The organism is Plantibacter sp. CFBP 8775 (genome assembly GCF_014839505.1).
GTDB lineage: Bacteria > Actinomycetota > Actinomycetes > Actinomycetales > Microbacteriaceae > Plantibacter > Plantibacter auratus.
The window spans coordinates 65,598-89,500 of record NZ_JACYNV010000002.1; the positions used below are offsets into that span (position 1 = coordinate 65,598).

The window sequence follows — 23,903 nt, forward strand, 5'->3', positions numbered from 1 at the left end:
GTGCGCAGGCGACCGCCGGTCGACTCAGCGCAAGCGACCGGAGACGCGGTCGAGCTCGAGGATCTGCCCACGGCTCAGCCGCACGTCGGCCGCCGCGATGAGCGAGTCGACGTGAGCCAGCTGGGACGCGCTCGCGATGGGCGCGACGACGCCGGGACGTGACATGGCCCAGGCGAGCGCCGCCGAGGCGACCGTGCAGCGGTTCTCCTCCGCGATCTCGTCGAGGACGTGCAGGACCCGCAGTCCACGGCGGTGGAGATGGGTAGCGGCGCGACTGCCGCGGGTGCTCGGGTCGAGGTCGGAACGAGTGCGGTAGCGGCCCGTCAGGAACCCGTTCGCGAGGGCGAAGTAGGGCAGGACACCGAGGTGCTGGGCCGTCGCGACGAGCGCGAGGGTGCTCTCGTACGGCTCCCGGTGCATGAGGCTGTAGTGCGTCTCGAGCGCGACGAACTGGGTGAAGCCGCTCGCCGAGAGGATCCGCGCCTCCATCAGCCGTTCAGGGGTCGTGTTCGAGGTGCCGAGGTAGCGGACCTTGCCGGTCTCGATCAGCCAGTCGACCGTCCCGAGGCTGTCGGCCAACGGGATGCTCGGGTCGTCGTCGTGGAAGGACAGCAGGTCGATGTGGTCGGTCTGCAACCGTTCGAGCGCCGCCTCGACCGCGCGGATGATGCTCACCGAGCCGAGACCCGGGTAGTCGGGGTGCCGGCCGATCTTCGTCGCGACGACCATGTCGTCCCGGTTGCGGCGCTTCCGCATCCAGTTGCCGATGAGGATCTCGCTGCGTCCGCCCGCGTAGCTGTCGGCGGTGTCCACCATGTTGCCGCCGGAGTCGTGGAACCGGTCGAGGATGTCCGACGTCGTGTCGGGGTCGACCGTCCACCCGAACACGCTGCCGCCGAGCACGACCGGGAAGACCGACAACTCGGAGTCGCCGATCGTGCGCCTCGGTGCCTCGGAGGGCTCGGGGTCCTGGACGGGCGTCGGGAAGGACGGGTGCGGGACGAGCTGCTCGGGACGCCGACTCGCGTCGTCGTCGACGCCGTCCGCTGCTCCGCCGACGAGAGAACTGCCACGGGTGCTCGACGAGCGCCAGAGGTGTGGCATCCCCTGCCCCTCTCTCGGTCCGCCGACCGGTGACGCGCTGCACCGTCGGGATCCGTGCGTGGAGCGACGGGCCGGTGCTTGCTCACCAGGCTAGAGGAGACCGGCGACTTCGGCCGGACGACATCACGACCGGGTGGCAACTGATTCGTAACGATTGCGGGAGTCGGTCGATCACCTCGGATCGACGGACACCTCGGCACGGGCGAGCACGAGTCGCGCGTGCCGCAGGAGCGGCTCGTCGACCATGCGTCCCTCGTGCCGGAACACGCCGGCGGCTCCCGCTGCGGCGTCGAGCAGCGCACGCGCCGCTGTCACCGATCGGGCGTCCGGGCGGTAGGCGGCGCGAACGGTCGGGACCTGACCAGGGTGGATGCACGCGGAGGCGATACAGCCGACGGCGGCCGCGTCCGCCGCCTCGTCCGCGAGCCCGTCGAGATCGTCGATGTCGAGGTGGACCGCGTCGATCGCGGCCACCCCGGCGGCTCCCGCGGCGAGCAGCACCCACGACCGCGCGTGTCTGACGACGTCCCGGTATCGCCCGTCGGCCCGCCGACTGCTCGTGCCGCCCAGGGACGCGATGAGGTCTTCAGAGCCCCACATGAGCGCGACGACCGCAGGATGGGCGGCCAACGCGGGTGCCTGCACGACACCGGCAGCGGTCTCGCACAGCGCGATGATCCGGACGTCCGGGATCGCGTCCACGAGCCGGTCGAGCGCCGCGGTCGTCTCCGACTTCGCCAGCATGACCGTGCGATAGGCGGTGTCCGCGAGCGCCGCGACATCGTCGTCGAAGTCGACGGTCCCAGCCGGGTCGACCCGGACGACCGTGTGCGAGGGATCGAGCGGATGGTCGACGATCGCCCGGCGGGCGGCCGGCTTGTCGGCCGGGGCCACGGCGTCCTCGAGATCGAGGATGACGGCATCCGCGCGCTCGGCCGCTTTCGCGAAGCGGTCCGGACGGTCCGCTGGGACGAAGAGGATCGCCGGCCCCAGGTCGAACGCCGCGGCGCCGGTCACGATGCACCCGAGCACTGGACGAGCGTGCTCCTGGTCGCGGTCGCGACGACGACGCCATCCTGGTTCCTACCCGTGTGGAGCAGGGTGACGACACCCTCGCCCGGCCTTGACGACGACAACCGTTTTGCCGTCACGAGCGTCTCGGCGTACAGCGTGTCGCCGTGGCGCATCGGGTTCGGGAAGGCGATGTCGGTGAAGCCCAGGTTCGCGACGATCGTCTGCTCGGTGAGCTGCGCGACCGACAGCCCCACGAGCGTCGAGAGGGTCAGCATCGAGTTCACGAGCCGTTCCCCGAAGGGCCCGGTCGCAGACCACGCGGCATCCACGTGCAGTGATTGCCCGTTCATCGTGAGGGTCGAGAACAGGACGTTGTCGGCTTCCGTGAGGGTGCGCCCGGGGCGATGGCGGTAGGTCGCACCAACCACGAACTCCTCGAAGTACAGACCTCGCTGCTCGATCACGGGGCCGGACGACGTCTCGGACGAGTCGGTCATCATGACCTCACGATGCGAAGCCGAGTTCGCGGGCGATGATCATGAGCTGCACCTCGGTGGTGCCCTCACCGATCTCGAGGATCTTCGAGTCCCGGTAGTGCCGCGCCACCGGGTTCTCGTTGAGGAACCCGTAGCCGCCGAAGATCTGGGTCGCGTCGCGGGCGTTGTCCATCGCGGCCTCCCCGGCGACCATCTTCGCGATGGAGGCCTCCATCTTGTAGGGCGCTCCCCGGAGCATGCGCGACGCGGCGTCGTAGTAGGCCTGCCTGGCGGTGTGGACCCGCGCCTGCATCTTCGCGATCCGGAAGGCGATCCACTGGTTGTCACCGATCGCCCGACCGAACACGACCCGCTCCTTGGCGTAGCGGATCGCCTCCTCGAGGCAGCCCTGGGCAGCTCCGACGGCGAGCGCGGCCACGGCGATCCGTCCACCGTCGAGCGCCGTGAGGAAGTTGGCGTATCCGCGCCCGCGTTCGCCGAGCAGGTTGCCCTCAGGCACGCGGACGTCCTCGAACCGCAGCGGGTGGGTGTCGGAGGTGTGCCACCCGACCTTGTCGTAGGGCGGTAGCGCGGTGAAGCCCGGCGTCGGGACCGGCACGAGGATCGACGACAGCTCCTTCGTCACCCGGCCGTCGGATCGGACCCGCTCCCCCGTGACGGCCGTGACCGTCACGAGACGGGTGATCTCGCTCCCGGAGTTGGTGATGAACTGCTTCGTGCCGTTGATCACCCACTCACCGTCGACGAGTTCGGCGGTGGTCTCCGTCGCGCCTGCATCACTGCCGGCACGCGCCTCGGTGAGGCCGAACGCGGCGAGCGCCTGCCCGCTCGCGAGCTGCGGGATCCATTCCTCGCGCTGGGCGTCGGTGCCGTACAGGTAGATCGGCATGGCTCCGAGGCCGACGCCGGCCTCGAGGGTGACGCCGATGCTCTGGTCGACGCGTCCGAGCTGCTCGACGGCGAGGCAGAGCGCGAAGTAGTCCATTCCCCCGCCGCCGAGTCCCTTCGGGAACGGCAGCCCGAAGAGTCCCAGCTCCCCCATCTGCGCGATGATGTCGTACGGCAGACGCCGTTCCGTGTCGTACTGATAGGCGGCGGGCGCGACGACCTCGTCGGCGAACGCCTTGACCGTGTCGACGATCCGCTGGTGCTCGGGGCTGAGCTCGGTGTTCATGCTGATGCTCCGTTCGTGGGTGCTGCATCGGTTGGGGCTGCGTTCAGATGTGCTGCGACGGGGTCTGCGGCGATCGTCGCGACCGACTGACGGGTGGCGACCGTGCCACCCGTGGCGACGTGGAGGGTGACCGTGCCGTCGGTCGTGGCGGTGAGGAGGTGCTCCATCTTCATCGCTTCGACGGTGACCAGCGGCTGACCGGCGGTGACGGCGTCGCCGCTCGTGACGTGCACGGCCGTGACGGTGCCGGGCATCGGCGTCCGCACCTCCGGATCGACCGCACCGGCCGCAGTCGGATCCCCGCCGGCTGGGAGCGCCTCACGCGGGACCACCTCGACCACACTGATGGCACCGTCGAGCGCGATCCAACGTTGGTCCCCCACGCGGACGGTCTCCAACGGGGTGCTGACACCGTCGTGCTCGAACCGCAGGGTGCCGTCCGACCGGCTGCGGACCGCGGCCCGGGTCGGTGCCGCGTCATCGACGGAGACGCTCGCGTCGTCGCTCGACCCACGCACCTCGATGCGGACGATGCGTCCGTCCTCAAGACGCAGGTGCTGTCGCGTCGGTGCTGCCGCGCCGAGGCGCCACCCACCGGGATCCGACCACGGCGTCCCGAGTCCGGCGGTCCGCGCTGCGGCCTCGAATCGTCGGTCGTCCGTTTCGGCGAGTGCCACTGCGGTCAGGACCCGCTCGGACGTCGCGGCGGACGGGCTGTCGTCGAGCAGGTCGGCGATGAGACCGGTGTGCAGTCGTCCCGCGACGACGTCCTCGTCGGCGAGGAGCCGCCGGAGGAAGCCGAGGTTCGTGCGGACACCGAAGACCACCGTCGCCGCGAGCGCGGCGTCGAGTCGCCGGAGCGCGGTCCCGCGATCCTCGGCCCAGCACACGATCTTCGCGAGCATGGGGTCGTACCAGGGGCCGACGAACTGCCCGGTGACGATGCCGCCGTCGACGCGGACGCCCGGCCCGTGCGGCAGACGCACCCGCTGGAGCACCCCGGTCTGGGGCAGGAAGCCGCTCGACGGGTCCTCCGCGTACAGCCGCGCCTCCACCGCGTGACCACGCAGGACGACGTCGTCCTGCGTCATCGTCAGCGGTTCACCGGCGGCGACTCGCACCTGCCACTCCACGAGGTCGAGACCCGTGACGAGCTCGGTGACCGGATGCTCCACCTGCAACCGCGTGTTCATCTCGAGGAAGGCGAACTCGTCGGGTCGGTCGTCGGCGACGAGGAACTCGACGGTCCCCACCCCTCGGTAGCCGACGCTCCGGGCGACCGTGCAGGCCGCCTCGCCGAGTCGCGCGCGCTGGCGGTCGTCGATGAGCGGCGACGGGGACTCCTCCACCACTTTCTGGTGCCGACGCTGGAGCGAGCACTCGCGCTCGCCGAGGTGCACGACCGCACCGTGGGCGTCCGCGAGCACCTGCACCTCGATGTGCCGGGGTCTCGAGACGAACCGCTCGAGGAGGAGCGTGGCGTCGCCGAAGGCCGCCTCGGCCACCCGGTGCGCGGAGGCGATGGCCGATGGGAGCTCCTCGGCGCGCTCCACCACCTGCATCCCCTTGCCGCCGCCACCGCCCGCCGGCTTGACGATGAGCGGGAAGCCGATGGCGACGCCGGCACGGACGAGCGCGTCGTCGTCGAGCGAGGCGTCGGCGACGCCCTCGATGATCGGGACGCCTCGAGCCGCGACGTGGTCCTTCGCCCGGATCTTGTCGCCCATGAGGACCAGGGCGCGCTCGTCCGGTCCGATGAACACGATCCCGGCAGCGGCGAGCGCCCTCGCGAGCGCGGGTTGTTCGGACAGGAAGCCGTAGCCCGGGTGCACCGCCTCGGCCCCGGTCGTGACGGCGGCTCGGACGACGGCGTCGACGTCGAGATAGCTGTCCGCGGCGGGCGCGGGTCCCAGGCGGACGGCGCGGTCCGCGAGCCGGACGTGTGGGGCGTCGCGGTCGGCGTCACTGAAGACCGCGATGCTCTCGATGTCCATCGCGGTGAGCGTGCGGATCACGCGACAGGCGATCTCGCCGCGGTTCGCGACGAGGACGGAGCGGAAGGGACGCGTAGATGCCTGGCCCGGCCGGTTCGGTGTCTGGATCGTCATGCCGTCACATCCTGAAGAGGCCGAAGCCGGGTTCTGGCAGGGGCGCGCGGGAGCACACCTCGAGCGCGAGTCCGAGGACCGTTCGGGTCTGGGCGGGATCGATGATGCCGTCGTCCCAGAGCCGTGCGGTCGAGTAGTACGGGTTGCCCTGCTCCTCGAAGTCGGCGAGGATCGGCGCCCGGAAGTCCTCCTCCGCCTGGGCGGTCCACGCCTCACCGCGAGCCTCGAGCTGGTCGCGCTTGACGGTCGCGAGGACACTCGCCGCCTGTTGTCCCCCCATGACGGAGATGCGCGCGCCCGGCCACATCCAGAGGAACCGGGGATCGTAGGCCCGGCCGCACATGGAGTAGTTGCCGGCGCCGAACGAACCGCCGATCACGACCGTCAGCTTCGGCACCCGGGTGGTCGCGACCGCGGTGACCATCTTCGCGCCGTGCTTGGCGATGCCTCCGGCCTCGGCGTCACTGCCGACCATGAAGCCCGAGATGTTCTGGAGGAACAGCAACGGGATGCCGCGCTGGTCGGCGAGCTCGATGAAATGGGCGCCCTTCAGGGCCGACTCACTGAAGAGCACGCCGTTGTTCGAGATGATGCCGACGGGGTGCCCGTGCAGCCTCGCGAACCCGGTCACGAGGGTGTCGCCGTACTCGCGCTTGAACTCCGAGAAGTCGCTGCCGTCGACGAGCCGCGCGATCACCTCACGGACGTCGTAGGCCGTCTGCAGCTCCGCCGGGACGACCCCGTACAGTTCCGCCTCGGGGACGACCGGCGGCACGCTCGGACGCACCTCCCACGCGCACTGGTGGGGCGCCGGCAGCGTCGCGACCGCGTCCCGGAGGATGTCGAGCGCGTGCGCGTCGTCGTCGGCGAGGTGGTCGGTGACCCCCGACACCCGGGCGTGGAGGTCGCCGCCGCCGAGCTGCTCCGGCGTCACGACCTCGCCGATCGCGGCCTTCACGAGGGGTGGACCGCCCAGGAAGATCGTGCCCTGGCCACGCACGATCACGTTCTCGTCGCTCATGGCGGGGACGTACGCACCTCCGGCGGTGCAGGACCCGAGTACGGCGGCGAGTTGCGGGATGCCGGCCGCCGACATCCGGGCCTGGTTGAAGAAGATCCGGCCGAAGTGGTCGCGATCGGGGAAGACCTCGTCCTGCGTCGGGAGGTTCGCTCCCCCGGAGTCGACGAGGTACAGGCAGGGCAGCCGGTTCGCGGCAGCGATCTCCTGGGCCCGGAGGTGCTTCTTCACCGTCATCGGGAAGTACGAGCCGCCCTTCGCGGTCGCATCGTTCGACACGACGAGCACGTGTCGTCCGTGGACGAGGCCGATCCCGGCGATGACCCCGGCGCCGGGAGTCGCGTCGTCGTACATGCCGTGCGCGGCCAAGGGCGCGATCTCCAGGAAGGGGCTCCCCTCGTCGAGCAGGCGGTCGACCCGATCGCGCGGCAGCAGCTTCCCCCGGGCGACGTGCCGGGCCCGCGACGCCTCCGGTCCGCCCAGGGCCGCGGTCGCCATCGTCTGTTCGAGCACTGTCACGAGCTCCCGTTGCGCCGCCTCCTGCTCGCGGAATCGGGCTGAGGTGGGATCGGCACCGCTCGTGAGGATGGGCACTCGGGCTCCTGTCGTCGTCGACCGTGAGTGCATTCAGTTACTCATCACTCACTGAAAGAGAGGTTACAGTTCATTAACTGAAAAAGTCCACCCCGAGGAGATCCGATGACCGGTCGTGACACGCCGTCCCCGAACCCGCCGCACCTCGGGCGCTCGGAGGCGAAAGCGGCACGTCGCTCCGCCCTCCTGCGGTCAGCGGCCGGACTGTTCGCCGAGCGCGGCTTCGCCGGGGTGTCGATGGAGGACCTCGGAACAGCCGTCGGCATGAGCGGACCCGCCGTCTACCGCCACTTCCCGAGCAAGCAGGCCGTCCTCGCAGCACTCCTCGTCGGCGTCAGTCAGGATCTGCTGGACGGCGGGACCCGCGAGGTCGAGCAGGCTCCGGACAGCGGTCGGGCACTGCGTTCGTTGGTCACCTTCCACGTGGCCTTCGCCCTCGACGACCCCGACGTGATCCGCATCCAGGACCACGACCTCGACAGCCTGGCACCGGACGACCGCCGCGCGGTCCGCACCCTCCAGCGGCGGTACGTCGAGCGGTGGGTGGACGTCCTCACGACGCTCCATCCCACGATCCCAGCGGCGGAACTGCGGGTCCGCGCGCTCGCGGGCTTCGGACTGATCAACTCCACGTCCCACAGCACCTCCCTCGGTCGGAACGAGGCCGGGACACCCGACCGCGAGGCGGTGCGCTCGACGCTCGAGCGGATGGCACTGGCCGCCCTGCTCGCCGAGTGAGGACGCGGGACCGGTTCAGTCGACGAGCACGGACAGGACGTTCCCCGCTGGATCGGTGAACCAGGCGATGTCCGGGCCGTTCCCGCGCATGATCCCCTTCGCGTCCGTCGGCAGGACGTCGTCCGGGTAGAGCTTCGTCACCACGCCCTGCGCCTGCAGCTCGTCGACCGCCGTGTCGATGTCCTCGACAACGAGGTTCAGCACCGTGAACGAAGCTGGTGTGTGGTCCGGCTTGCCGTAGACGAGCACCGACCCGCCGGCGGGGAGCGCCACGTCCAGGAATCCCATGGCGTTGTCGGTGACCGTGAGACCGAGGACGTCCCGGTAGAACGCCCTCGCCGCGTCGATGTCGTCGACCGAGAACCCGCTGAAGACATCCGTGTACGAGACCATGAGTCGCTCCTTCGCTGATTCCCGATGCGTACACGATGCACGATGCCACGTCGCGGTCGTCGCGTCCAGGCCCAAACGTCCGCCTGGGAGGGCGGGCGCGAGGGCCTGGACACGACGCTCACACCATCGTCAGGACCATCGCCGGATCGGACAGCATCGTCCCGAGGTCGACGAGGAACCGGGACCCCTGTTCCCCGTCGATGAGCCGATGGTCGAACGACAGCGACAGCGTCACGACGTGTCGCAGCGCGACCTGCCCCTCGAACTCCCACGGCCGGCGACGGACGGCACCGAGCGCGACGATCGCCGCCTCACCGGGATTGAGGATGGGCGTCCCCGCATCGACGCCGAAGACGCCGACGTTGGAGATCGTGATCGTCCCCCCTCGCAGTTCCGCCGGAGCGGTGCGTCCCTCGCGGGCCGTGCGGACGAGGTCCGACACGGCGTCCGCGAGTTCGAACAGGCTGAGCTCTTCCGCCCGTGCGATGTTCGGCACGAGGAGTCCTCGCGGCGTCGCTGCGGCGATCCCGAGTCCGACGTGGCCGTACTCGACGATCTCCCCGGCAGCCTCGTCCCAACTCGCGTTGACCGCAGGGGTACGTCTCACGGCGATGCACACCGCCTTGGCGAGGACGGTCAGGATGTTGACCCGGTGGTCCCCGGTGCGAGGCGAGTGGGCGAGCGCGTCCAGCAGCGACATCGTCGGCGTCACGTCGACCGTCAGGAACTCCGTCACATGGGGAGCCGTGAACGCACTGTTCACCATCGCCTCGGCGGTCCGGCGTCTGACCCCCGTGATCGGCCGACGCACCGAGCCGTCGGCCGCCGTGGCCGTCACCTCTGGGGTCCCGGCCGGTGCTGCTCCCGCTCCGCGAGCACGCTCCGGCAGCTGCCCGCTCAGGTCGGTCGCAGCGCGCTCGACCTCCTCACGCGCGATCCGACCACCGACGCCGGTGCCGACGAGCGTTCCGAGGTCGACGCCCAGGTCGCGGGCGAGTCGCCGGACCGGCGGTGTCGCGCGGGGCCGGGAACGCTCCGGCACCGGGGCGGTGTGCGCCGGGGCAGGTGTGTCATCGCCGGCGGCCCGGGCACGGCGCCGTGGCCGTTCACCGCTCGCCGTGCGAGGGCCGTAGCCGACGAGGACCGGCTCGCGGTCCGCCGCCCCACTCGGGCGGTCGACGTCCGGTCTGTCGGCCTCGGGGACCGACGGGAGCGGAGCGGTCTCACCATCAGGCGCGAAGTCGACGAGCGCCTCGCCGACGAGGACCGTCGTCCCCGGTTCGACGTGGAGCCTCGTGACGACGCCGGCGGTCGGCGCGGGCAGTTCGACGAGCGCCTTCGCGGTCTCGACCTCGGCGATCACCTGGTTGAGCTCGACGTGGTCGCCGACGGCGACGCGCCAGGACACGAGTTCGCTCTCGGTCAGCCCTTCACCGAGATCGGGTAGGGAGAACCGCTTCATCGCCGTCCCTCCCCACCGGTCACAGACCGGGCCTCGGCCCTGCCGACGTCCGAGGCGGAGGACCGACGCCCCAGTGCGCGATCCACCCCGTCCAGGATCCGGTCGAGGTCCGGGAGGAAATGGTCCTCGAGCGCCGAAGCGGGATAGGGCGTGTCGAACCCCGTCACCCGCACCGGGGCCTCTTCGAGGAGGTCGAAGCAGCGTTCGGTGATCGAGGCCGCCAGCTCGGCTCCGACCCCTCCGGAGCGTTGCGCCTCGTGCGTGATGACGAGTCGCCCCGTCTTCTCGACCGAGGCCGCGACGGCGTCGACGTCGAGGGGCGCGAGGGATCGGAGGTCGATCACCTCCAGGTCGACACCCTCGTCGGCAGCAGCCTCCGCAGCCTCGAGCGCCGTCTGGACGAGCGGCCCGTAGGCGACCAACGTCGCGTCCGTGCCGGCGCGAACCGTCCGCGCACGGGTGAAGGCGAGCGGATCGGCGGGGAGGTCGTCGAGGACCTCGCCCTTCGTCCAGTACCGCCGCTTCGGCTCGAAGAACAGCACCGGGTCATCGCACGCGATCGCCTGACGGATCATGGTGTGCGCGTCCTGGGGGTCCGAGCACGTCACCACGCGCAGTCCCGCCGTGTGCGCGAAGTACGCCTCCGGGGACTCGGAATGGTGCTCGACGGCGCCGATTCCTCCGCCGTACGGCACCCGAATGGTGACCGGCATGCGCACGGCCCCCTTCGTCCGGTAGTGCAGCTTCGCCAACTGCGCGACGATCTGGTCGAAGCCCGGATAGATGAACCCGTCGAACTGGATCTCACACACCGGCCGGAAGCCTCGGAACGCCAGACCGATCGCCGCTCCGATGATCGCAGACTCCGCCAGCGGCATGTCGACGACGCGATCGGCACCGAACTCCGCCTGCAGGCCGTCGGTCACCCGGAACACCCCGCCGAGTCGGCCGATGTCCTCGCCGAGCAACAGGACCCGGTCGTCATCGGCGAGGGCGTGGTGCAGTCCCGTGTTGATCGCCTTGCTGAGGGTGAGCGTGGTCATCGGGCACCACCGTCGAACATCGCGAGGTACGAGCGGTACTCCTCGCGTTGCCGTTCGAGCCCGGGGTGGGCGGTGGCGTAGACCTCGTCGAAGAGCGAGAGCGGGTCAGGGGCAGTCAAGGCGAGGCACCCCGCACGGACCCGGGCGGCCGCGGCGTCGGCGACGGACGCGACGTGGGCTCGGGCCGTCTCGTCGAGGACCCCGTCGGACTCCAGCAGACGCTCGAGACGGGCGATCGGATCCTTCGCACGCCACGACGCGACCTCGCTCTCGTCCCGGTACCGCGTCGGATCGTCCGAGGTGGTGTGCGGCCCCATGCGGTAGGTGACGGCCTCGATGAAGGTCGGCCCACCACCGGAACGTGCGCGGTCGACGGCGATCCGCATCGCCGCCGTCACGGCGAGCACGTCGTTGCCGTCGACCCGCATGCTCGGCACCCCGAAGCCCGGTGCCCGGTCCGCGATGGGGCGTTGGGCCTGCAGCCCGACGGGCTCGGAGATCGCGTACTGGTTGTTCTGGCAGAAGAAGACCACGGGTGCCTGGAAGCTCGCGGCCAGCACCAGCGCCTCGTTCACGTCGCCCTGACTCGTCGCCCCGTCGCCGAAGTAGGCCACGGCCACCGCGTCGGACCCGTCGCGCTGACAGCCCATCGCGTAGCCCGTCGCATGGAGCGTCTGGGCCCCGATGATGACCGCCGGCGTCGCCATGCCGACCGCGAACGGGTCCCAGCCCGACAGCGCGGTCCCCCGCCACATCGCCATCAGTTGGTCGAGTTCGACGCCACGGCAATAGGCGACGGCCTGTTCGCGGTAGCTCGTGAAGACGAAGTCCCCGCGCCGCAGGACCCGCGCCGACCCCACCTGGGCGGCCTCCTGCCCGAGCGACGGTGGCCACAGACCGATCTCGCCCTGCCGTTGCAGAGCCGTCGCCTCCGTGTCGATGCGACGCGTGACGACCATGTCCTCGTAGAGCGCGAGCAGCTCGGTGTGACCGAGGTCGGCGACGAAAAGGTCGTAGAGGGCGTCCTCCTGACGGACGCCGTCCGGATCGAGGAGCTGGACGCACCCGTGGTCGACCGGGACCGGTTCGCGTGCATCACCTCCCCGCTCGTCGGAATCCTGCGGGAATTGGGTGTGAGTCTCCATCGACACGATGCACGCCGCCTTGAGTTCGGTGACCTCACGGCGGTGCCTCGTGAGCGATGCCGTGCCCTCGCGTCATCGCGAGGTGGTCCGAGGCTACGCCGGATCACCCTGGCGCTCAACCGTCGACACTCCGCGCAACGGCGAACGCCCGCCCCGCAGAGGCGGGACGGGCGTTCGGGTGCAGCTGGTGTGACCTAGCCTTCGGCCGGGGCCTCAGGACCCTCGCTGGCAGCGTCGCTGCCGTGCGTGTCGGCCTCATCGGCCACGACCGGAGCGAGCGAGAGCTTGCCGCGGTCGTCGATCTTCGTGATCTCGACGAGGATCTTCTGGCCGACGCCGAGCACGTCTTCGACGTTCTCCACACGCTTGCCACCGGCGAGCTTGCGGACCTCGGAGATGTGCAGCAGGCCGTCCTTGCCCGGGAGCAGCGAGACGAACGCGCCGAACGCGGCGATCTTGACGACGGTTCCGAGGAACTGCTCGCCGACCTCCGGGTTGGTGGGGTTCGCGATCGCGTTGACCTGGGCACGAGCGGCCTCGGCCGACGGACCGTCGACGGCGCCGATGTAGACGGTGCCGTCCTCCTCGATGGAGATGTCGGCGCCGGTCTCGTCCTGGATCGAGTTGATCGTCTTGCCCTTCGGGCCGATCAGCTCGCCGATCTTGTCGACGGGGATCTGGACGCTGATGACGCGAGGCGCGGTCGGCGCCATCTCGTCGGGAGCGTCGATCGCCGCGTTCAGGACGGAGAGGATCGTCGTGCGGGCGTCCTTGGCCTGCTGGAGCGCACCGGTCAGGACCGAGGTCGGGATGCCGTCGAGCTTCGTGTCGAGCTGGATGGCCGTGACGAACTCGGAGGTACCGGCGACCTTGAAGTCCATGTCGCCCAGGGCGTCTTCGGCGCCGAGGATGTCGGTGAGCGCCGCGTAGCGGGTCTCACCGTCGACGACGTCGGAGATGAGGCCCATGGCGATACCGGCGACGGGTGCGCGGAGCGGCACACCGGCGTTCAACAGCGACAGGGTCGAGGCGCAGACGGAACCCATCGAGGTCGAACCGTTGGACCCGAGGGCCTCGGAGACCTGGCGGATCGCGTAGGGGAACTCCTCGCGGCTCGGCAGCACCGGCACGAGTGCGCGCTCGGCGAGGAAGCCGTGCCCGATCTCGCGACGCTTCGGCGAACCGACCCGGCCGGTCTCACCGGTCGAGTAGGGCGGGAAGTTGTAGTGGTGCAGGTAGCGCTTCTTCGTGACGGGCGACAGCGAGTCGATCTGCTGCTCCATCTTGAGCATGTTCAGCGTGGTGACACCCAGGATCTGGGTCTCGCCGCGCTGGAAAATCGCGGAACCGTGGACGCGCGGGATGACCTGCACCTCGGCGTCGAGCGGACGGATGTCGGTCAGGCCGCGGCCGTCGATGCGGATGCCCTCGCGGAGGACACGGCCGCGCATGACCACCTTCGAGACGGACTTGTACGCCGCCGAGAACTGCGTGAGCACCTCGGCGTCGAGCGAACCGGCCTCGACGCGCTCGGTGATCTCCGCCTTGACGCGGTCCTTGAGGGCGTCGTCGGCGTTCTGGCGCTCGATCTTGTCGGCGATCTGGTAGACGTTCACCAGTTCGTCGTGTGCGAGACCGGCGACGGCGTCGTAGCTCTCCTGCGTGTACGGGAGGAACACGGGGTAGGCCGCGATCTCCTTGGCCGCCTGAGCGGCGAGTTCGCTCTGCGCCTTGACGAGCTGCTTGAGGAACGGCTTGGAGGCCTCGAGACCGGCCGCGACGACCGCCTCGTCGGGCTTCGTGGCGCCGCCCTTGATGAGGTTCCAGCTGTTCTCGGTGGCTTCCGCCTCGACCATCATGATCGCGACGTCTTCGTTGCCGTTGGCGTCGGTCACGATGCGACCGGCGACGATGATGTCGAAGACGGCCTCCTCGAGCTGGTCGACCTTCGGGAAGGCGACCCACTGGTCGGCCTCGCCGGCCTGGCCGGGGATCAGCGCGAGACGGACGGCGCCGATCGGACCGGAGAACGGCAGACCCGAGATCTGGGTGGACATCGACGCCGCGTTGATCGCGAGGGCGTCGTAGAACTCTCCCGGAGCGATCGAGAGGACGGTGATGACGATCTGGACCTCGTTGCGGAGGCCGGTGACGAACGACGGGCGCAGCGGCCGGTCGATGAGGCGGCAGACGAGGATCGCCTCGGTCGAGGGGCGGCCCTCACGACGGAAGAACGAACCGGGGATCTTGCCGGCGGCGTAGGAACGCTCCTCGACGTCCACCGTGAGGGGGAAGAAGTCGAAGTTGTCCTTGGGGTGCTTTCCGGCCGAGGTGGCCGAGAGGAGCATGGTCTCCTCGTCGAGGTACGCGGCGATCGCGCCCTGTGCCTGCTGCGCGAGGCGGCCGGCTTCGAACCGGACCGTGCGCTTGCCGAACTTGCCGTTGTCGAGAACGGCCTCGGCGAACTTGATTTCTGGACCTTCCACAGGTCTCTCCTTCGTACGTGTGCGCTCCCGTCGAGTGACGGGCCGCGCGTCCCGAATGGACGCGCCGTCGAGCGCGGTCGTGCATGATGCAGCGCGCAACACAGCCGCAGTACTTGCTCAAGCCGCCCGGTCTTCCGGGACTTGGCTGGCCACCAGTAGAACACCACCCGCGGATCGCGAGGGATACACCACCGAGGACCAGCTTCCTGTCGGCTGGCTGTGCGCGGAGCGGACCATCACGGTCCGCCGTCGGCCAGCCTAGCAGAGGGGGGTTCGGCGATCCCCGGAACGACACGGATCCTCAGGTGATGGGCGGGGTGCCAGGGGCATTCGGAGACGCCGCGTGTCGGCGGTCGCGTCCCCAGGACACGAGCAGGAGGAGCATCGCGATAGCCGCTCCGAGGAAGGTGTCGAGCACGCGCTCCCCCACGATCGCGAGCACCGGCTGCGTCGACGAGGACGTGCTGATGATGAGCACGAGCGGCGTGATGAAGACGAGCGCCAACGCGTAGTGCCGGATGACGACGAGCTCGATCGTGAACTGCAGGGCGGCCAGCACGAGCGCGAGGACGTAGCCGTGCGGCTGGAGCGAGGCCACCGCGAGGAAGATCCCGGCGCCGACGACCGTCCCGAGCACGCGGTGCACGCCGCGTGTCGCGCTCAGGGTGCGCGAGTGCCCGACGCTGAGGATCGCGACGGCGGACCCGGCGATCCAGTACCCGTGACCGAGGCCGAGGACCGCTCCGAGGACCGCACTGATCGCGAGCGCGACCGTCAGGCGTGTCGCGATCCGGCGGTCGGTCGCGCTCAGCCGGTACTCGGGGAACAGCACGCGCATCGGCGTCGGCTTCCCCGCGCCGCGGCGGACCGCCGGCACGAGCAACGGCGCGACGACCACCAGCGAGGCGAAGGCGGAACCGGCCGCCACGAGGAGGATGACCAGCCCGCCGTCGAGCCCGGCGCCGCCGATCGGGACGGGCGCGGTCAGGTGCCCGGCGATGCCGAACACGAGGATGAAGAACAGCGCGCCCGGAGGGCCGAGGACGATGCCCTGCACCAGCCAGATCACCACCGACCCGACGACGATGAGACCGATCGCGGTCAGCGGCCGAGAACCCGACATCGCGACACCCAACGCCGCGGCCGTGATGAGTCCTGCTCCGATGAGCGGCAGCACCCGGAGACGGTCCCGGCGGCTGAGCGGCGCGCAGTAGAGCGCGGTGAACGCCCCGAGGCCGGTGAGCAGGCCGAGCGGGGTGAGTCCGAAGAACGTCGCGACCGCGACCGGCACGGCCATCGCGATCGCAGCCGTGAGGGCTGCCGGCCAGCGCTTGGGCGATGGCGCGAAGCTGATCAGCGAGGTCTTCAGACCGCGTTCAGCCATCCGGTCCTCCGCTCTCGTGCAACCATCCAACGCTACGCCATCCTGAGCCCGGCGCCCGGGCCCCGTCGTCGCGCGTGCCGCCCCGGGCTACGCTGGTGCGGACCCCAGGAGGTGACGTTGACGCATCCCGCGCCGGCAGCCGCTCGCCCGAAGCAGCGCGTCCCGTTCTGGGACAACGCCCGTTTCGCGTGCATCACGCTCGTGGTCATGGGCCATGCGATCCAGCGCCTGACCTCCGAGTCCGACCCCGCGCTCGTCGTGTACCTGTTCCTCTACGCCTTCCACATGCCGGCGTTCGCGATCATCAGCGGGTACTTCTCGAAGTCGGCCCCTCCCGGACGACGACAGATGCGTCGGGTGATCACGGACATCCTCCTGCCCTACCTGATCATGGAGGGGATCTGGTCCCTCGTGCAGTTCCTCGTCGAGGGCAAACGCGCGTTCAACCCGACCCAACCGTCGTGGACGCTCTGGTTCCTCCTCGCGCTCGGCATCTTCCGCCTCGTCCTGCCCTACCTCGCGCTCCTGCGCTGGCCATTGCTCTGGAGCGTGGTGATCTCGGTCGGCGTCGGCTACCTCGACAACGTCGACAGCACGTTCTCGCTCTCGCGCGCACTCGGGATCCTCCCGTTCTTCGTGCTCGGGTGGCAGATCAACCGGTGGCGTCTTGTGGACCGCTGGCGTCTCGTCCGCACCAGGGCCTGGTGGATCCGGATCGCCGCCGCCGTCGTCCTCATCGCGTGGGCGGTCGTCCTCGTCGGCGGGATCGACCTGTGGCGGCGCATCGACCTGCGCTACTGGTTCTTCTACGACCGGGGCTACACCGCGCTCGGCAACGAGGACGGGACGGGCGGCCTGGTGCGACTCGCGGCGATCCTGCTGGCCGTCGTCCTCACCGCGGCGTTCTTCGTGCTCGTCCCCCGCGGCCAGTCGTGGATCACCCGGTACGGACAGTCGACGATGTACGTCTACCTGCTGCACTCCTTCGTGCTCTACCCCCTGCGTGAGTCGGGCGTCCTCACCGACACGGGCAGCCCCGAGCTCGTCCTCATCGGCCTGCTTGCGCTGTCGGTCCTGATCGTCATCGTGCTCTCCAGCGGACCCGTGCGCCGCATCACGAGACCGCTCATCGAACCCCGCGCGGCGTTCATCTTCAGTCGCAAGCGGGCCTTCGACCCGGAGCCCCCTCGGAGCGACCCGACCGGGTCCCGCCGCGACGTCACGAGGTGACGAGGACGACCTTCCCGCGGACGTGACCGTCGATGAGGTGACGGTAGGCGTCGACGACCCGCTCGATGGGCCACACGCTGTCGATGGGGAGGACGATCTCACCCCGCGCGATCGACTCGCCGAGCGCTGCCAGCTCGTCGAGCGTCGCGTCCTGACCGCCGACGCCGCGGAACCCGTGCTGGGCGGCGAACGGTCGGTCCGCGATCGTGTTGACCCGCTCCGGCGCGACGCCGAGGTCGCGCGCCAGCTCGAGGGTGGGCCGGCCGTGGGTGTCGATGACGGCGGTGATCCCGCCAGGGGCCGCCTCGAGGACACGCTCGCGCAGGCCGTCGCCGTACTGGACGGGGATGATGCCGAGACCGCGGAGGAACTCCTGGTTTGCCGCACCGGCGGTGCCGAGCACGACCGCGCCGGTCCGTCTGGCGAGCTGCGCCGCGAGCACGCCGACCCCGCCGGCCGCAGCACTCACGAGCACCGTGTCCGGCTGCTGGACGCCGACGGCGGCCACCGATGCGATCGCCGCGCGTCCCGCGATGTCCAGCGCGCCGGCCTGCTCGATGGTGAGCCCGTCCGGCACGTGATGGAGGATGCCGGCCGGGGCGATGAGGAAATCCGCCTGCGCGTGGAACCGGTGTCCGCCGTAGACGTGGTCGCCCGTCGCGAATCCCTGGACGCCGCTCCCCACGCCGTCCACCACCCCGGCGAAGTCGTTGCCATTCCCGCTCGGGACGTCCCGGCCGAAGGAGGCGAGCGCTTCGGGTGATGCCGCGAGCTTGTGGTCGACGGGGTTGAGGCCTGCGACGAGGACACGGACGCGGACCTCGTCGTGGCCGGGCACCGGGATGTCGCCCTCGACGAGGTGGAACACCTCGGGGCCACCGAACCGGTCGAACCGCACGAACCTCGCCATGATGCCTCCTCTGCCGGCTTCCGCCGACCTCCATGCTCACACGCTTCCCGGGCGAGGACCACCCTGGCCGCAGGGGACGTCACGCGCCGTTCACCCGGCCGAGCGAGAATCGCGGACATGGCATGGGTCGATGAGCTGCAGACGGCGATCACGGCGTGGTTGCTCGAGATCGCCGCGTCGGGCTGGGTGTTCCCGGCGTTGTACCTGCTGACGGTCGCCGACGCGTTCCTGGTCGTCCTGCCGAGCGAGACCGCAGTGACGGCGCTCGGCGCGATCGCGGCGTCGAGCGGCTCGCCGGACCTCGCCCTCCTCATCGGCGTGGCCTGGGCGGGCGCCGTGACCGGCGACGTGTCCTGCTACCTCCTCGGGCGACGGATCGGGACCACACGGTTCGCCTGGATGCGGCGCCCGCGGGTCGCCGGCGCGATCGGACGCGCGGGCGTCGCACTCGAGCGCCGCGCCGCTGCAGCCATCCTCACCGCGCGCTACATCCCGTTCGCGCGCATCGCGGTCAACCTCGTCGCCGGGGCGAGTGGTCTCCGCCCCCGTCGGTACCTTCCGATCACCGTCCTCGCAGGGTTCGCCTGGGCACTGTGGAACGTGGGCGTCGGAGCCGTCGTCGGCCGGTTCCTCCCGGATCAGCCGGTACTCGCGACCGCCGTCTCGATCGTCGTCGCCGTCGGCCTGGGCGTGGCCGTCGACCGGATCAGCGCAGCCCTGGCCGCACGACGGCGACGGACACAGGCCTCACTCGACGAGCTCGCCCCGCGCCTTCTTGCCGACGATGGAGTGCCGCCGGCTGTAGGCGAAGTAGATGATGAAGCCGAGCGCCAGCCAGACGAGGAACCGCACCCAGGTGAGCGTCGTCAGGTTGAGCATGAGCCAGACGCAGAGCACCGCTGAGAGGATCGGGAGGAACGGCGACCACGGGACGCGGAACGCGCGCGGCAGCTTCGGGTACTTCTTCCGCAGCACGATCACCGCGATGCTGACGAGCACGAACGCGGAGAGCGTCCCGATGTTGATCATCTCCTCGAGGATGCCCACGTCGGTCAGGCCGGCGATCAGCGCGACGAGCGCGCCGACGATGAGCTGCACCCGCACGGGTGTCTTGCGCTTCTCGGAGGTGACGCTGAGCGAGCGCGGGAGCAGGCCGTCGCGGCTCATGGCGAAGACCACGCGGGCGAGGCCGAGCAGGAGCACCATGATGACGGTCGTCAGGCCGGCGAGGATGCCGATCGAGATCACCTGCGCCGCCCAGTCCGCGCCCACCGCGATGAACGCCGTCGCGAGTGAGGGGTCCTCAGCCTCGGCGAGCGTCGTGTACGGCACCATGCCGGTGAGGACGAGGCTCACGCCGACGTAGAGGACGGTCACGATGGCGAGGCCACCGAAGATGCCGCGTGGCAGGTTGCGCTGCGGGTTCTTGACCTCTTCCGCGCTCGTGGCGACGACGTCGAACCCGATGAAGGCGAAGAAGACGAGTGAGGCACCGGCGAGCAGACCGAAGACGCCGTACTGCGCGGGCGCGGCCCCCGTCATGAAGGAGAACAGCGACTGCGACCAGGCGTAGGACGCCCCGCCCTTCGTCGGGACCTCGTCGGGGATGAACGGCGTGTAGTTCGCGGCCTTGACGAAGAAGGCGCCGACGACGATGACGAAGATGACGATCGCGACCTTGATGATCGTGAAGACGCTCGCGACACGCGAGGACAGCTTCGTCCCGAGGACGAGCAGGGTGGTGAAGATCGCGACGATGACGAACGCGCCCCAGCTGACCTTGAGCCCGAAGACGTCGAGCTCGCTCGGCACGTCCCAGCCCCAGAGCAGGAAGACGTTGCTGAGGTAGATGCCCCAGTACTTGGCGATGACGGCGGCCGCCGTGAGCATCTCCAGGATGAGGTCCCACCCGATGATCCACGCGAGGAGCTCACCGAGGGTGGCGTAGGTGAAGGTGTAGGCGGAGCCGGCGACGGGCACCGTGGAGGCGAACTCCGCGTAACACATGATGGCCAGGGCACAGGTGACGGCCGCGAGGATGAACGCGAGCGACACGGACGGACCCGCGTAGTTGCCCGCGGCCTTGGCTCCGACGGAGAAGATGCCGGCGCCGACCGCGACCGCGACACCCATGATCATGAGGTCCCAGGTGCCGAGGGTGCGCTTCAGGCTGCGCCCTTCGACGCTGGAATCCGCGAGGGAGTCCTCGATGCTCTTCGTCCGCCAGATGCTCATGGTGCTCCTTGCCGTGGTGCGGTACCTCGTGGCCTCGCTCGAAGCCGACTCTCGACCTTGCCAGATGAGCAGGCTGAGGTCGAGTCGCAGACGTGATGTTCTCCGGCTGCAGGGTTCCTGATCGAACACGAACGGGCCGCCATCCCGGAGGATGACGGCCCGTCACGAAGAAGCTCGCGGTGTCAGCGCCCTTCGACAGGCTCAGGGACCGTGGGTCTCGTGAGCTGGCGGAGGGTTCAGAGTGCTGCCTAGCGGCGGAGTCCGAGGCGCTCGATCAGCGAGCGGTAGCGCTCGATGTCGACGGCCTGGAGGTAGCCGAGGAGGCGGCGACGCTGTCCGACCAGGAGCAGCAGGCCACGACGCGAGTGGTGGTCGTGCTTGTGCTCCTTGAGGTGCTCGGTGAGGTCCTTGATGCGGCGGGTCATGACCGCCACCTGGACCTCGGGGGATCCGGTGTCACCTGGGTGGGTTGCGTACTCTTCGATGATCGCCTTCTTACGGTCTCCTTCAAGCGCCATAGTGGTGATCCCCTCTCTGTTCGTTGCGCGGTGCCCGTCGCCTGATGCGTGGGCTCTCTTGATCCGCGGCCGTTCGACGGCAACCTTGTGATTCTAGCAGGTTCAGAGCGTGGGAGGTTCGCGGTGCGTCGAGCGCCGCTTCGCGTTCGCCCGCTCCTCCGCCTCGGTGGCGGCGACCCGGCGTCGGCGACGCAGCACGAGGATGAGGACGAGCGCGATGAGGTCCAGGACCAGGAAGGCGAGGAGCAACCAGACCCAGAGCGGCGGTCCGGCACCGGCGTTCGGCGCGGGCTCGGCCGCCGCCTCCGCCGCCTCCGCGGTCGTCGTGGAGTCGTAGACGAGCCGGACCGGGTCGCCGAGCGTGGCCCCGCCGTCGGCGTTCGTCGACACGAGAGCGAGGGTGATGTCGTACTCCCCCGCGTCCGCGCCGCGAAGCCACTGGGTCATGTTGATCCTGGTGGACCATCCGCCGTCGCTCCCGATCTCGATCGGCTGGCCGTCGAAGCGGAACTCGGTCGCCCCCGTCCCGCCGGTGGATTGCAGGTCACACGACGCGTCATCGGCCGTGGAGCTGCTGAAGCAGGCCTTCGCCGAGTCGTAGAGGTCGATCGAGCGCCAGTAGGACAGCACGACGTCGGCACCTGCATCGGCGGTGCCGGTGACGTCGAATCCGCTCACCTGCTCACCGTCCAGGGTGTAGTCGACGCGGTAGACGGTGTCGCCGTCGGTCGGGCTCTCGATCGTGCCAGTGCCGGCGGCCGACGCGGGAGCGGATGCGGCGAGGGGCAGGACGAGGGATCCGGCGCCGATCGACACCGCCACCACGGCGAGCGCCGCGGTACGAGCGGCACGCTGCAGCAGCGAACCGAGTCGACGCGCTCCGGGGATCACCTGGCCACCATTCCCTCCGGCGACGCCGGACGGCGACGCACGCCACCAGTATCCCAAAGACCGGGGCGCTGAGCCTGGGAACGACGGAGGCGGGGACCGCACCCGGCGATCCCCGCCCGCATCGGGGAGATCGGACGGAGACGTCCGATCAGGCCCCGAGACCGCCGAGCAGCTCGGAGAACGGGCGATCGAGCGCGAACGGGTCGTCCAGGCGCCCGGAACGGTCCGAGGCCGCCACGAGTGCGCTCAACTCACCGGCCGCGCGGTTGATCCGCGCCGGCAGGGCGCTGACCTGCGCGTCGCCCGACCCCCAGTCCTCGGAGGCCGCGAACACGGCGGTCGGCACGGTCACCGCCCGCAGGTAGGCGAACAAAGGACGCACGGCGTATTCGAGGGCGAGCGAGTGCCTGGCCGACCCACCCGTCGCACCGAGGACGACGGGCACCCCGGTCAGGGCGGTCGGCTCCACCACGTCGAAGAACGACTTGAACAAGCCGGAGTAGCTGGAGGAGAAGATCGGCGTCACCGCGATCACGCCGTCGGCGGCGGTCATGGCTTCGATCGCCTCGGACAACCGTGGACTGGGGAACCCGGTCAGCAGGTTGTTCGTGATGTCCTGCGCGAGGTCGCGCAGCTCGATCGACGTCGTCCGGGCCTCGTACCCGTCCTGCTCGAGGCGCGCCACGGTGGCGTCGCGGAGGCGGTCGGCGAGGAGGCGCGTCGACGACGGCTGACTGAGACCGGCCGATACGACGGCAAGCGTGCGCTTCGCGGTCATCGGGTCGCCCCGACCGCCGCCGCGCCGAACGCCGAACCGGATGCGACCCGGCTCGTCTCGACCGCACCGGAGCGCGAAGCGAGTTCCGCCTCAGCGGCCGCGACCATCGACGCGTGCGTCGGCGCCTCCGGCACGTCGGCCGGACGGTCCTTCGCGAACTCCTTGCGCAGCACCGGCACGACCTCGCCACCGAGGATCTCGAGCTGGTCGAGCACCGTCGCGAGCGGGAGCCCGGCGTGGTCCATGAGGAACAGCTGACGCTGGTAGTCGCCGAAGGTCTCGCGCATCCCGGCGTACCGGTCGATGACCTGCTGCGGGCTGCCGACGGTGAGCGGCGTCTGCTCGGTGAAGTCCTCGAGCGTCGGCCCGTGACCGTACACGGGGGCGTTGTCGAAGTACGGCCGGAACTGGGCGACGGCGTCCTGCGAGTTCTTCGCCATGAACGCCTGACCGCCGAGTCCGACGATCGCCTGCGCGGCCGTGCCGTGCCCGTAGTGCTCGAACCGCTGACGGTACAGCTGGATGAGGCGCATGTAGTGCTCCTTCGGCCAGAAGATGTTGTTCGCGAAGAAGCCGTCGCCGTAGTAGGCCGCCTGCTCGGCGATCTCGGGGCTCCGGATGGAGCCGTGCCACACGAAGGGCGGCACGCCGTCGAGCGGTCGCGGCGTGGACTGGAAGCCCTGCAGCGGGGTGCGGAACTGGCCCTGCCAGTCGACGTAGTCCTCTCGCCAGAGGCGGTGGAGCAACGCATAGTTCTCGATGGCGAGGTTGATGCCCTCGCGGATGTCCTTGCCGAACCAGGGGTAGACGGGCCCCGTGTTGCCACGGCCCATGATGAGGTCGACCCGGCCGCCGGCCAGGTGCTGCAGCATGGCGTAGTCCTCGGCGATCTTCACCGGGTCGTTCGTGGTGATGAGCGTCGTGCTCGTCGAGAGGATGAGGTCCGTGGTCTTCGCCGCGATGTAGCCGAGCATGGTCGTGGGGCTCGACGGGACGAAGGGCGGGTTGTGGTGCTCGCCGGTCGCGAAGACGTCGAGACCGACCTCCTCCGCCTTCACGGCGATCGCGACCATCGCCTCGATGCGCTCGTGCTCGGTGGGCGTGATCCCGGTGGTCGGGTCGGTGGTGACATCCCCCACCGTGAAGATTCCGAATTGCATCATGCGCTCCCACTCGTTCTT

General features: G+C 69.9%; 20 protein-coding genes and 1 pseudogene. 3 read left to right on the plus strand and 18 right to left on the minus strand.

The genetic code is table 11. The features are described from left to right. Positions 1-24: 24 nt before the first annotated feature. From IFR14_RS12945 to IFR14_RS12970, 6 genes are all read right to left on the minus strand, one after another. The gene (locus tag IFR14_RS12945; protein ID WP_191941353.1) at positions 25-1,104 is read right to left on the minus strand and encodes an aldo/keto reductase; all 1,080 of its coding nucleotides are present in this window, start codon (positions 1,102-1,104) and stop codon (positions 25-27) included. 171 nt (positions 1,105-1,275) lie between these two features. Continuing rightward, positions 1,276-2,121, minus strand: a complete 846-nt coding sequence (locus IFR14_RS12950) for an aldolase/citrate lyase family protein (RefSeq protein ID WP_191941354.1) — start codon at positions 2,119-2,121, stop codon at positions 1,276-1,278. Next, positions 2,118-2,615, minus strand: a complete 498-nt coding sequence (locus IFR14_RS12955) for a MaoC family dehydratase (protein ID WP_137243786.1) — start codon at positions 2,613-2,615, stop codon at positions 2,118-2,120. Before IFR14_RS12955 ends, IFR14_RS12950 begins: the two co-directional genes overlap by 4 nt. 7 nt (positions 2,616-2,622) lie before the next feature. After that, positions 2,623-3,789, minus strand: a complete 1,167-nt coding sequence (locus IFR14_RS12960; protein ID WP_191941355.1) for an acyl-CoA dehydrogenase family protein — start codon at positions 3,787-3,789, stop codon at positions 2,623-2,625. After that, positions 3,786-5,897 carry an ATP-binding protein gene (locus IFR14_RS12965; protein ID WP_191941356.1) on the minus strand — a complete coding sequence of 704 codons (2,112 nt, stop codon included), beginning with the start codon at positions 5,895-5,897 and terminating at the stop codon, positions 3,786-3,788. Before IFR14_RS12965 ends, IFR14_RS12960 begins: the two co-directional genes overlap by 4 nt. A gap of 4 nt (positions 5,898-5,901) precedes the next feature. Beyond that, complete coding sequence (locus tag IFR14_RS12970; RefSeq protein WP_342365700.1) at positions 5,902-7,509, minus strand: carboxyl transferase domain-containing protein; 1,608 nt, start codon at positions 7,507-7,509, stop codon at positions 5,902-5,904. Positions 7,510-7,614: 105 nt separating this feature from the next. Between IFR14_RS12970 and IFR14_RS12975 the strand changes: the two genes are divergently transcribed. Beyond that, the gene (locus IFR14_RS12975; protein WP_137243245.1) at positions 7,615-8,247 is read left to right on the plus strand and encodes a TetR/AcrR family transcriptional regulator; all 633 of its coding nucleotides are present in this window, start codon (positions 7,615-7,617) and stop codon (positions 8,245-8,247) included. A 15-nt stretch (positions 8,248-8,262) separates the two neighbouring features. Here IFR14_RS12975 and IFR14_RS12980 read toward each other — a convergent pair whose 3' ends face one another. From IFR14_RS12980 to IFR14_RS13005, 6 genes are all read right to left on the minus strand, one after another. Continuing rightward, positions 8,263-8,640 carry a VOC family protein gene (locus tag IFR14_RS12980; protein ID WP_137243246.1) on the minus strand — a complete coding sequence of 126 codons (378 nt, stop codon included), beginning with the start codon at positions 8,638-8,640 and terminating at the stop codon, positions 8,263-8,265. Between the two features lie 118 nt (positions 8,641-8,758). Continuing rightward, complete coding sequence (locus IFR14_RS12985; protein WP_191941358.1) at positions 8,759-10,102, minus strand: dihydrolipoamide acetyltransferase family protein; 1,344 nt, start codon at positions 10,100-10,102, stop codon at positions 8,759-8,761. Beyond that, positions 10,099-11,145, minus strand: coding sequence for an alpha-ketoacid dehydrogenase subunit beta (locus IFR14_RS12990; protein WP_191941359.1), 1,047 nt, complete (start codon positions 11,143-11,145; stop codon positions 10,099-10,101). The genes IFR14_RS12985 and IFR14_RS12990 overlap by 4 nt, the downstream gene beginning before the upstream one ends. Then, complete coding sequence (gene pdhA / locus IFR14_RS12995; protein WP_191941360.1) at positions 11,142-12,290, minus strand: pyruvate dehydrogenase (acetyl-transferring) E1 component subunit alpha; 1,149 nt, start codon at positions 12,288-12,290, stop codon at positions 11,142-11,144. Before pdhA ends, IFR14_RS12990 begins: the two co-directional genes overlap by 4 nt. Before the next feature lie 194 nt (positions 12,291-12,484). Beyond that, positions 12,485-14,776 (minus strand): polyribonucleotide nucleotidyltransferase, encoded by a 2,292-nt coding sequence (locus IFR14_RS13000; RefSeq protein WP_079707114.1) that lies wholly within the window; start codon positions 14,774-14,776, stop codon positions 12,485-12,487. A gap of 301 nt (positions 14,777-15,077) precedes the next feature. Then, positions 15,078-16,160, minus strand: coding sequence for an FUSC family protein (locus IFR14_RS13005; protein WP_191941361.1), 1,083 nt, complete (start codon positions 16,158-16,160; stop codon positions 15,078-15,080). Positions 16,161-16,277: 117 nt separating this feature from the next. On the opposite strand from IFR14_RS13005, the gene IFR14_RS13010 reads away from it, so the two are divergent. Further along, a complete protein-coding gene (locus IFR14_RS13010; RefSeq protein WP_240044032.1) occupies positions 16,278-17,390 on the plus strand; it encodes an acyltransferase family protein in 1,113 nt (370 codons plus the stop codon). Here the strand turns inward: IFR14_RS13010 and IFR14_RS13015 are convergent. Continuing rightward, entirely contained in the window at positions 17,380-18,300 is a 921-nt protein-coding gene (locus tag IFR14_RS13015) for an NADP-dependent oxidoreductase (RefSeq protein ID WP_137243250.1), read from the minus strand. The genes IFR14_RS13010 and IFR14_RS13015 overlap by 11 nt on opposite strands. A gap of 117 nt (positions 18,301-18,417) precedes the next feature. On the opposite strand from IFR14_RS13015, the pseudogene IFR14_RS13020 reads away from it, so the two are divergent. Continuing rightward, positions 18,418-18,903: pseudogene (locus IFR14_RS13020) on the plus strand (DedA family protein); the annotation flags it as partial. A 144-nt stretch (positions 18,904-19,047) separates the two neighbouring features. Here IFR14_RS13020 and IFR14_RS13025 read toward each other — a convergent pair. The 5 genes from IFR14_RS13025 to IFR14_RS13045 all read right to left on the minus strand — a co-directional run bounded on the left by IFR14_RS13025 (position 19,048) and on the right by IFR14_RS13045 (position 23,882). Next, positions 19,048-20,535, minus strand: coding sequence for an amino acid permease (locus IFR14_RS13025; RefSeq protein WP_191941362.1), 1,488 nt, complete (start codon positions 20,533-20,535; stop codon positions 19,048-19,050). 248 nt (positions 20,536-20,783) lie between these two features. After that, positions 20,784-21,053, minus strand: coding sequence for a 30S ribosomal protein S15 (rpsO, locus tag IFR14_RS13030; protein WP_056012204.1), 270 nt, complete (start codon positions 21,051-21,053; stop codon positions 20,784-20,786). A gap of 102 nt (positions 21,054-21,155) precedes the next feature. Continuing rightward, positions 21,156-21,944 carry a hypothetical protein gene (locus tag IFR14_RS13035; RefSeq protein WP_137243251.1) on the minus strand — a complete coding sequence of 263 codons (789 nt, stop codon included), beginning with the start codon at positions 21,942-21,944 and terminating at the stop codon, positions 21,156-21,158. A gap of 148 nt (positions 21,945-22,092) precedes the next feature. After that, positions 22,093-22,722: an FMN reductase gene (locus IFR14_RS13040; RefSeq protein WP_191941363.1), complete on the minus strand. Its 630-nt coding sequence runs from the start codon at positions 22,720-22,722 to the stop codon at positions 22,093-22,095. Further along, positions 22,719-23,882, minus strand: a complete 1,164-nt coding sequence (locus IFR14_RS13045) for an LLM class flavin-dependent oxidoreductase (protein WP_079707385.1) — start codon at positions 23,880-23,882, stop codon at positions 22,719-22,721. Before IFR14_RS13045 ends, IFR14_RS13040 begins: the two co-directional genes overlap by 4 nt. Positions 23,883-23,903: the final 21 nt, after the last annotated feature.

Coding starts and splice junctions, on each gene's coding strand:
- IFR14_RS13025 (WP_191941362.1), bottom strand. CDS start 20,535: ATGAGCATCTGGCGGACGAAGAGCATCGAGGACTCCCTCGCGGATTCC.
- pdhA (WP_191941360.1), bottom strand. CDS start 12,290: ATGGAGACTCACACCCAATTCCCGCAGGATTCCGACGAGCGGGGAGGT.
- IFR14_RS12980 (WP_137243246.1), bottom strand. CDS start 8,640: ATGGTCTCGTACACGGATGTCTTCAGCGGGTTCTCGGTCGACGACATC.
- IFR14_RS13045 (WP_079707385.1), bottom strand. CDS start 23,882: ATGCAATTCGGAATCTTCACGGTGGGGGATGTCACCACCGACCCGACC.
- IFR14_RS13040 (WP_191941363.1), bottom strand. CDS start 22,722: ATGACCGCGAAGCGCACGCTTGCCGTCGTATCGGCCGGTCTCAGTCAG.
- rpsO (WP_056012204.1), bottom strand. CDS start 21,053: ATGGCGCTTGAAGGAGACCGTAAGAAGGCGATCATCGAAGAGTACGCA.
- IFR14_RS12945 (WP_191941353.1), bottom strand. CDS start 1,104: ATGCCACACCTCTGGCGCTCGTCGAGCACCCGTGGCAGTTCTCTCGTC.
- IFR14_RS12965 (WP_191941356.1), bottom strand. CDS start 5,897: ATGACGATCCAGACACCGAACCGGCCGGGCCAGGCATCTACGCGTCCC.
- IFR14_RS12990 (WP_191941359.1), bottom strand. CDS start 11,145: ATGACCACGCTCACCCTCAGCAAGGCGATCAACACGGGACTGCACCAC.
- IFR14_RS12960 (WP_191941355.1), bottom strand. CDS start 3,789: ATGAACACCGAGCTCAGCCCCGAGCACCAGCGGATCGTCGACACGGTC.
- IFR14_RS12955 (WP_137243786.1), bottom strand. CDS start 2,615: ATGACCGACTCGTCCGAGACGTCGTCCGGCCCCGTGATCGAGCAGCGA.
- IFR14_RS13015 (WP_137243250.1), bottom strand. CDS start 18,300: ATGGCGAGGTTCGTGCGGTTCGACCGGTTCGGTGGCCCCGAGGTGTTC.
- IFR14_RS13005 (WP_191941361.1), bottom strand. CDS start 16,160: ATGGCTGAACGCGGTCTGAAGACCTCGCTGATCAGCTTCGCGCCATCG.
- IFR14_RS12975 (WP_137243245.1), top strand. CDS start 7,615: ATGACCGGTCGTGACACGCCGTCCCCGAACCCGCCGCACCTCGGGCGC.
- IFR14_RS12985 (WP_191941358.1), bottom strand. CDS start 10,102: ATGAAGCGGTTCTCCCTACCCGATCTCGGTGAAGGGCTGACCGAGAGC.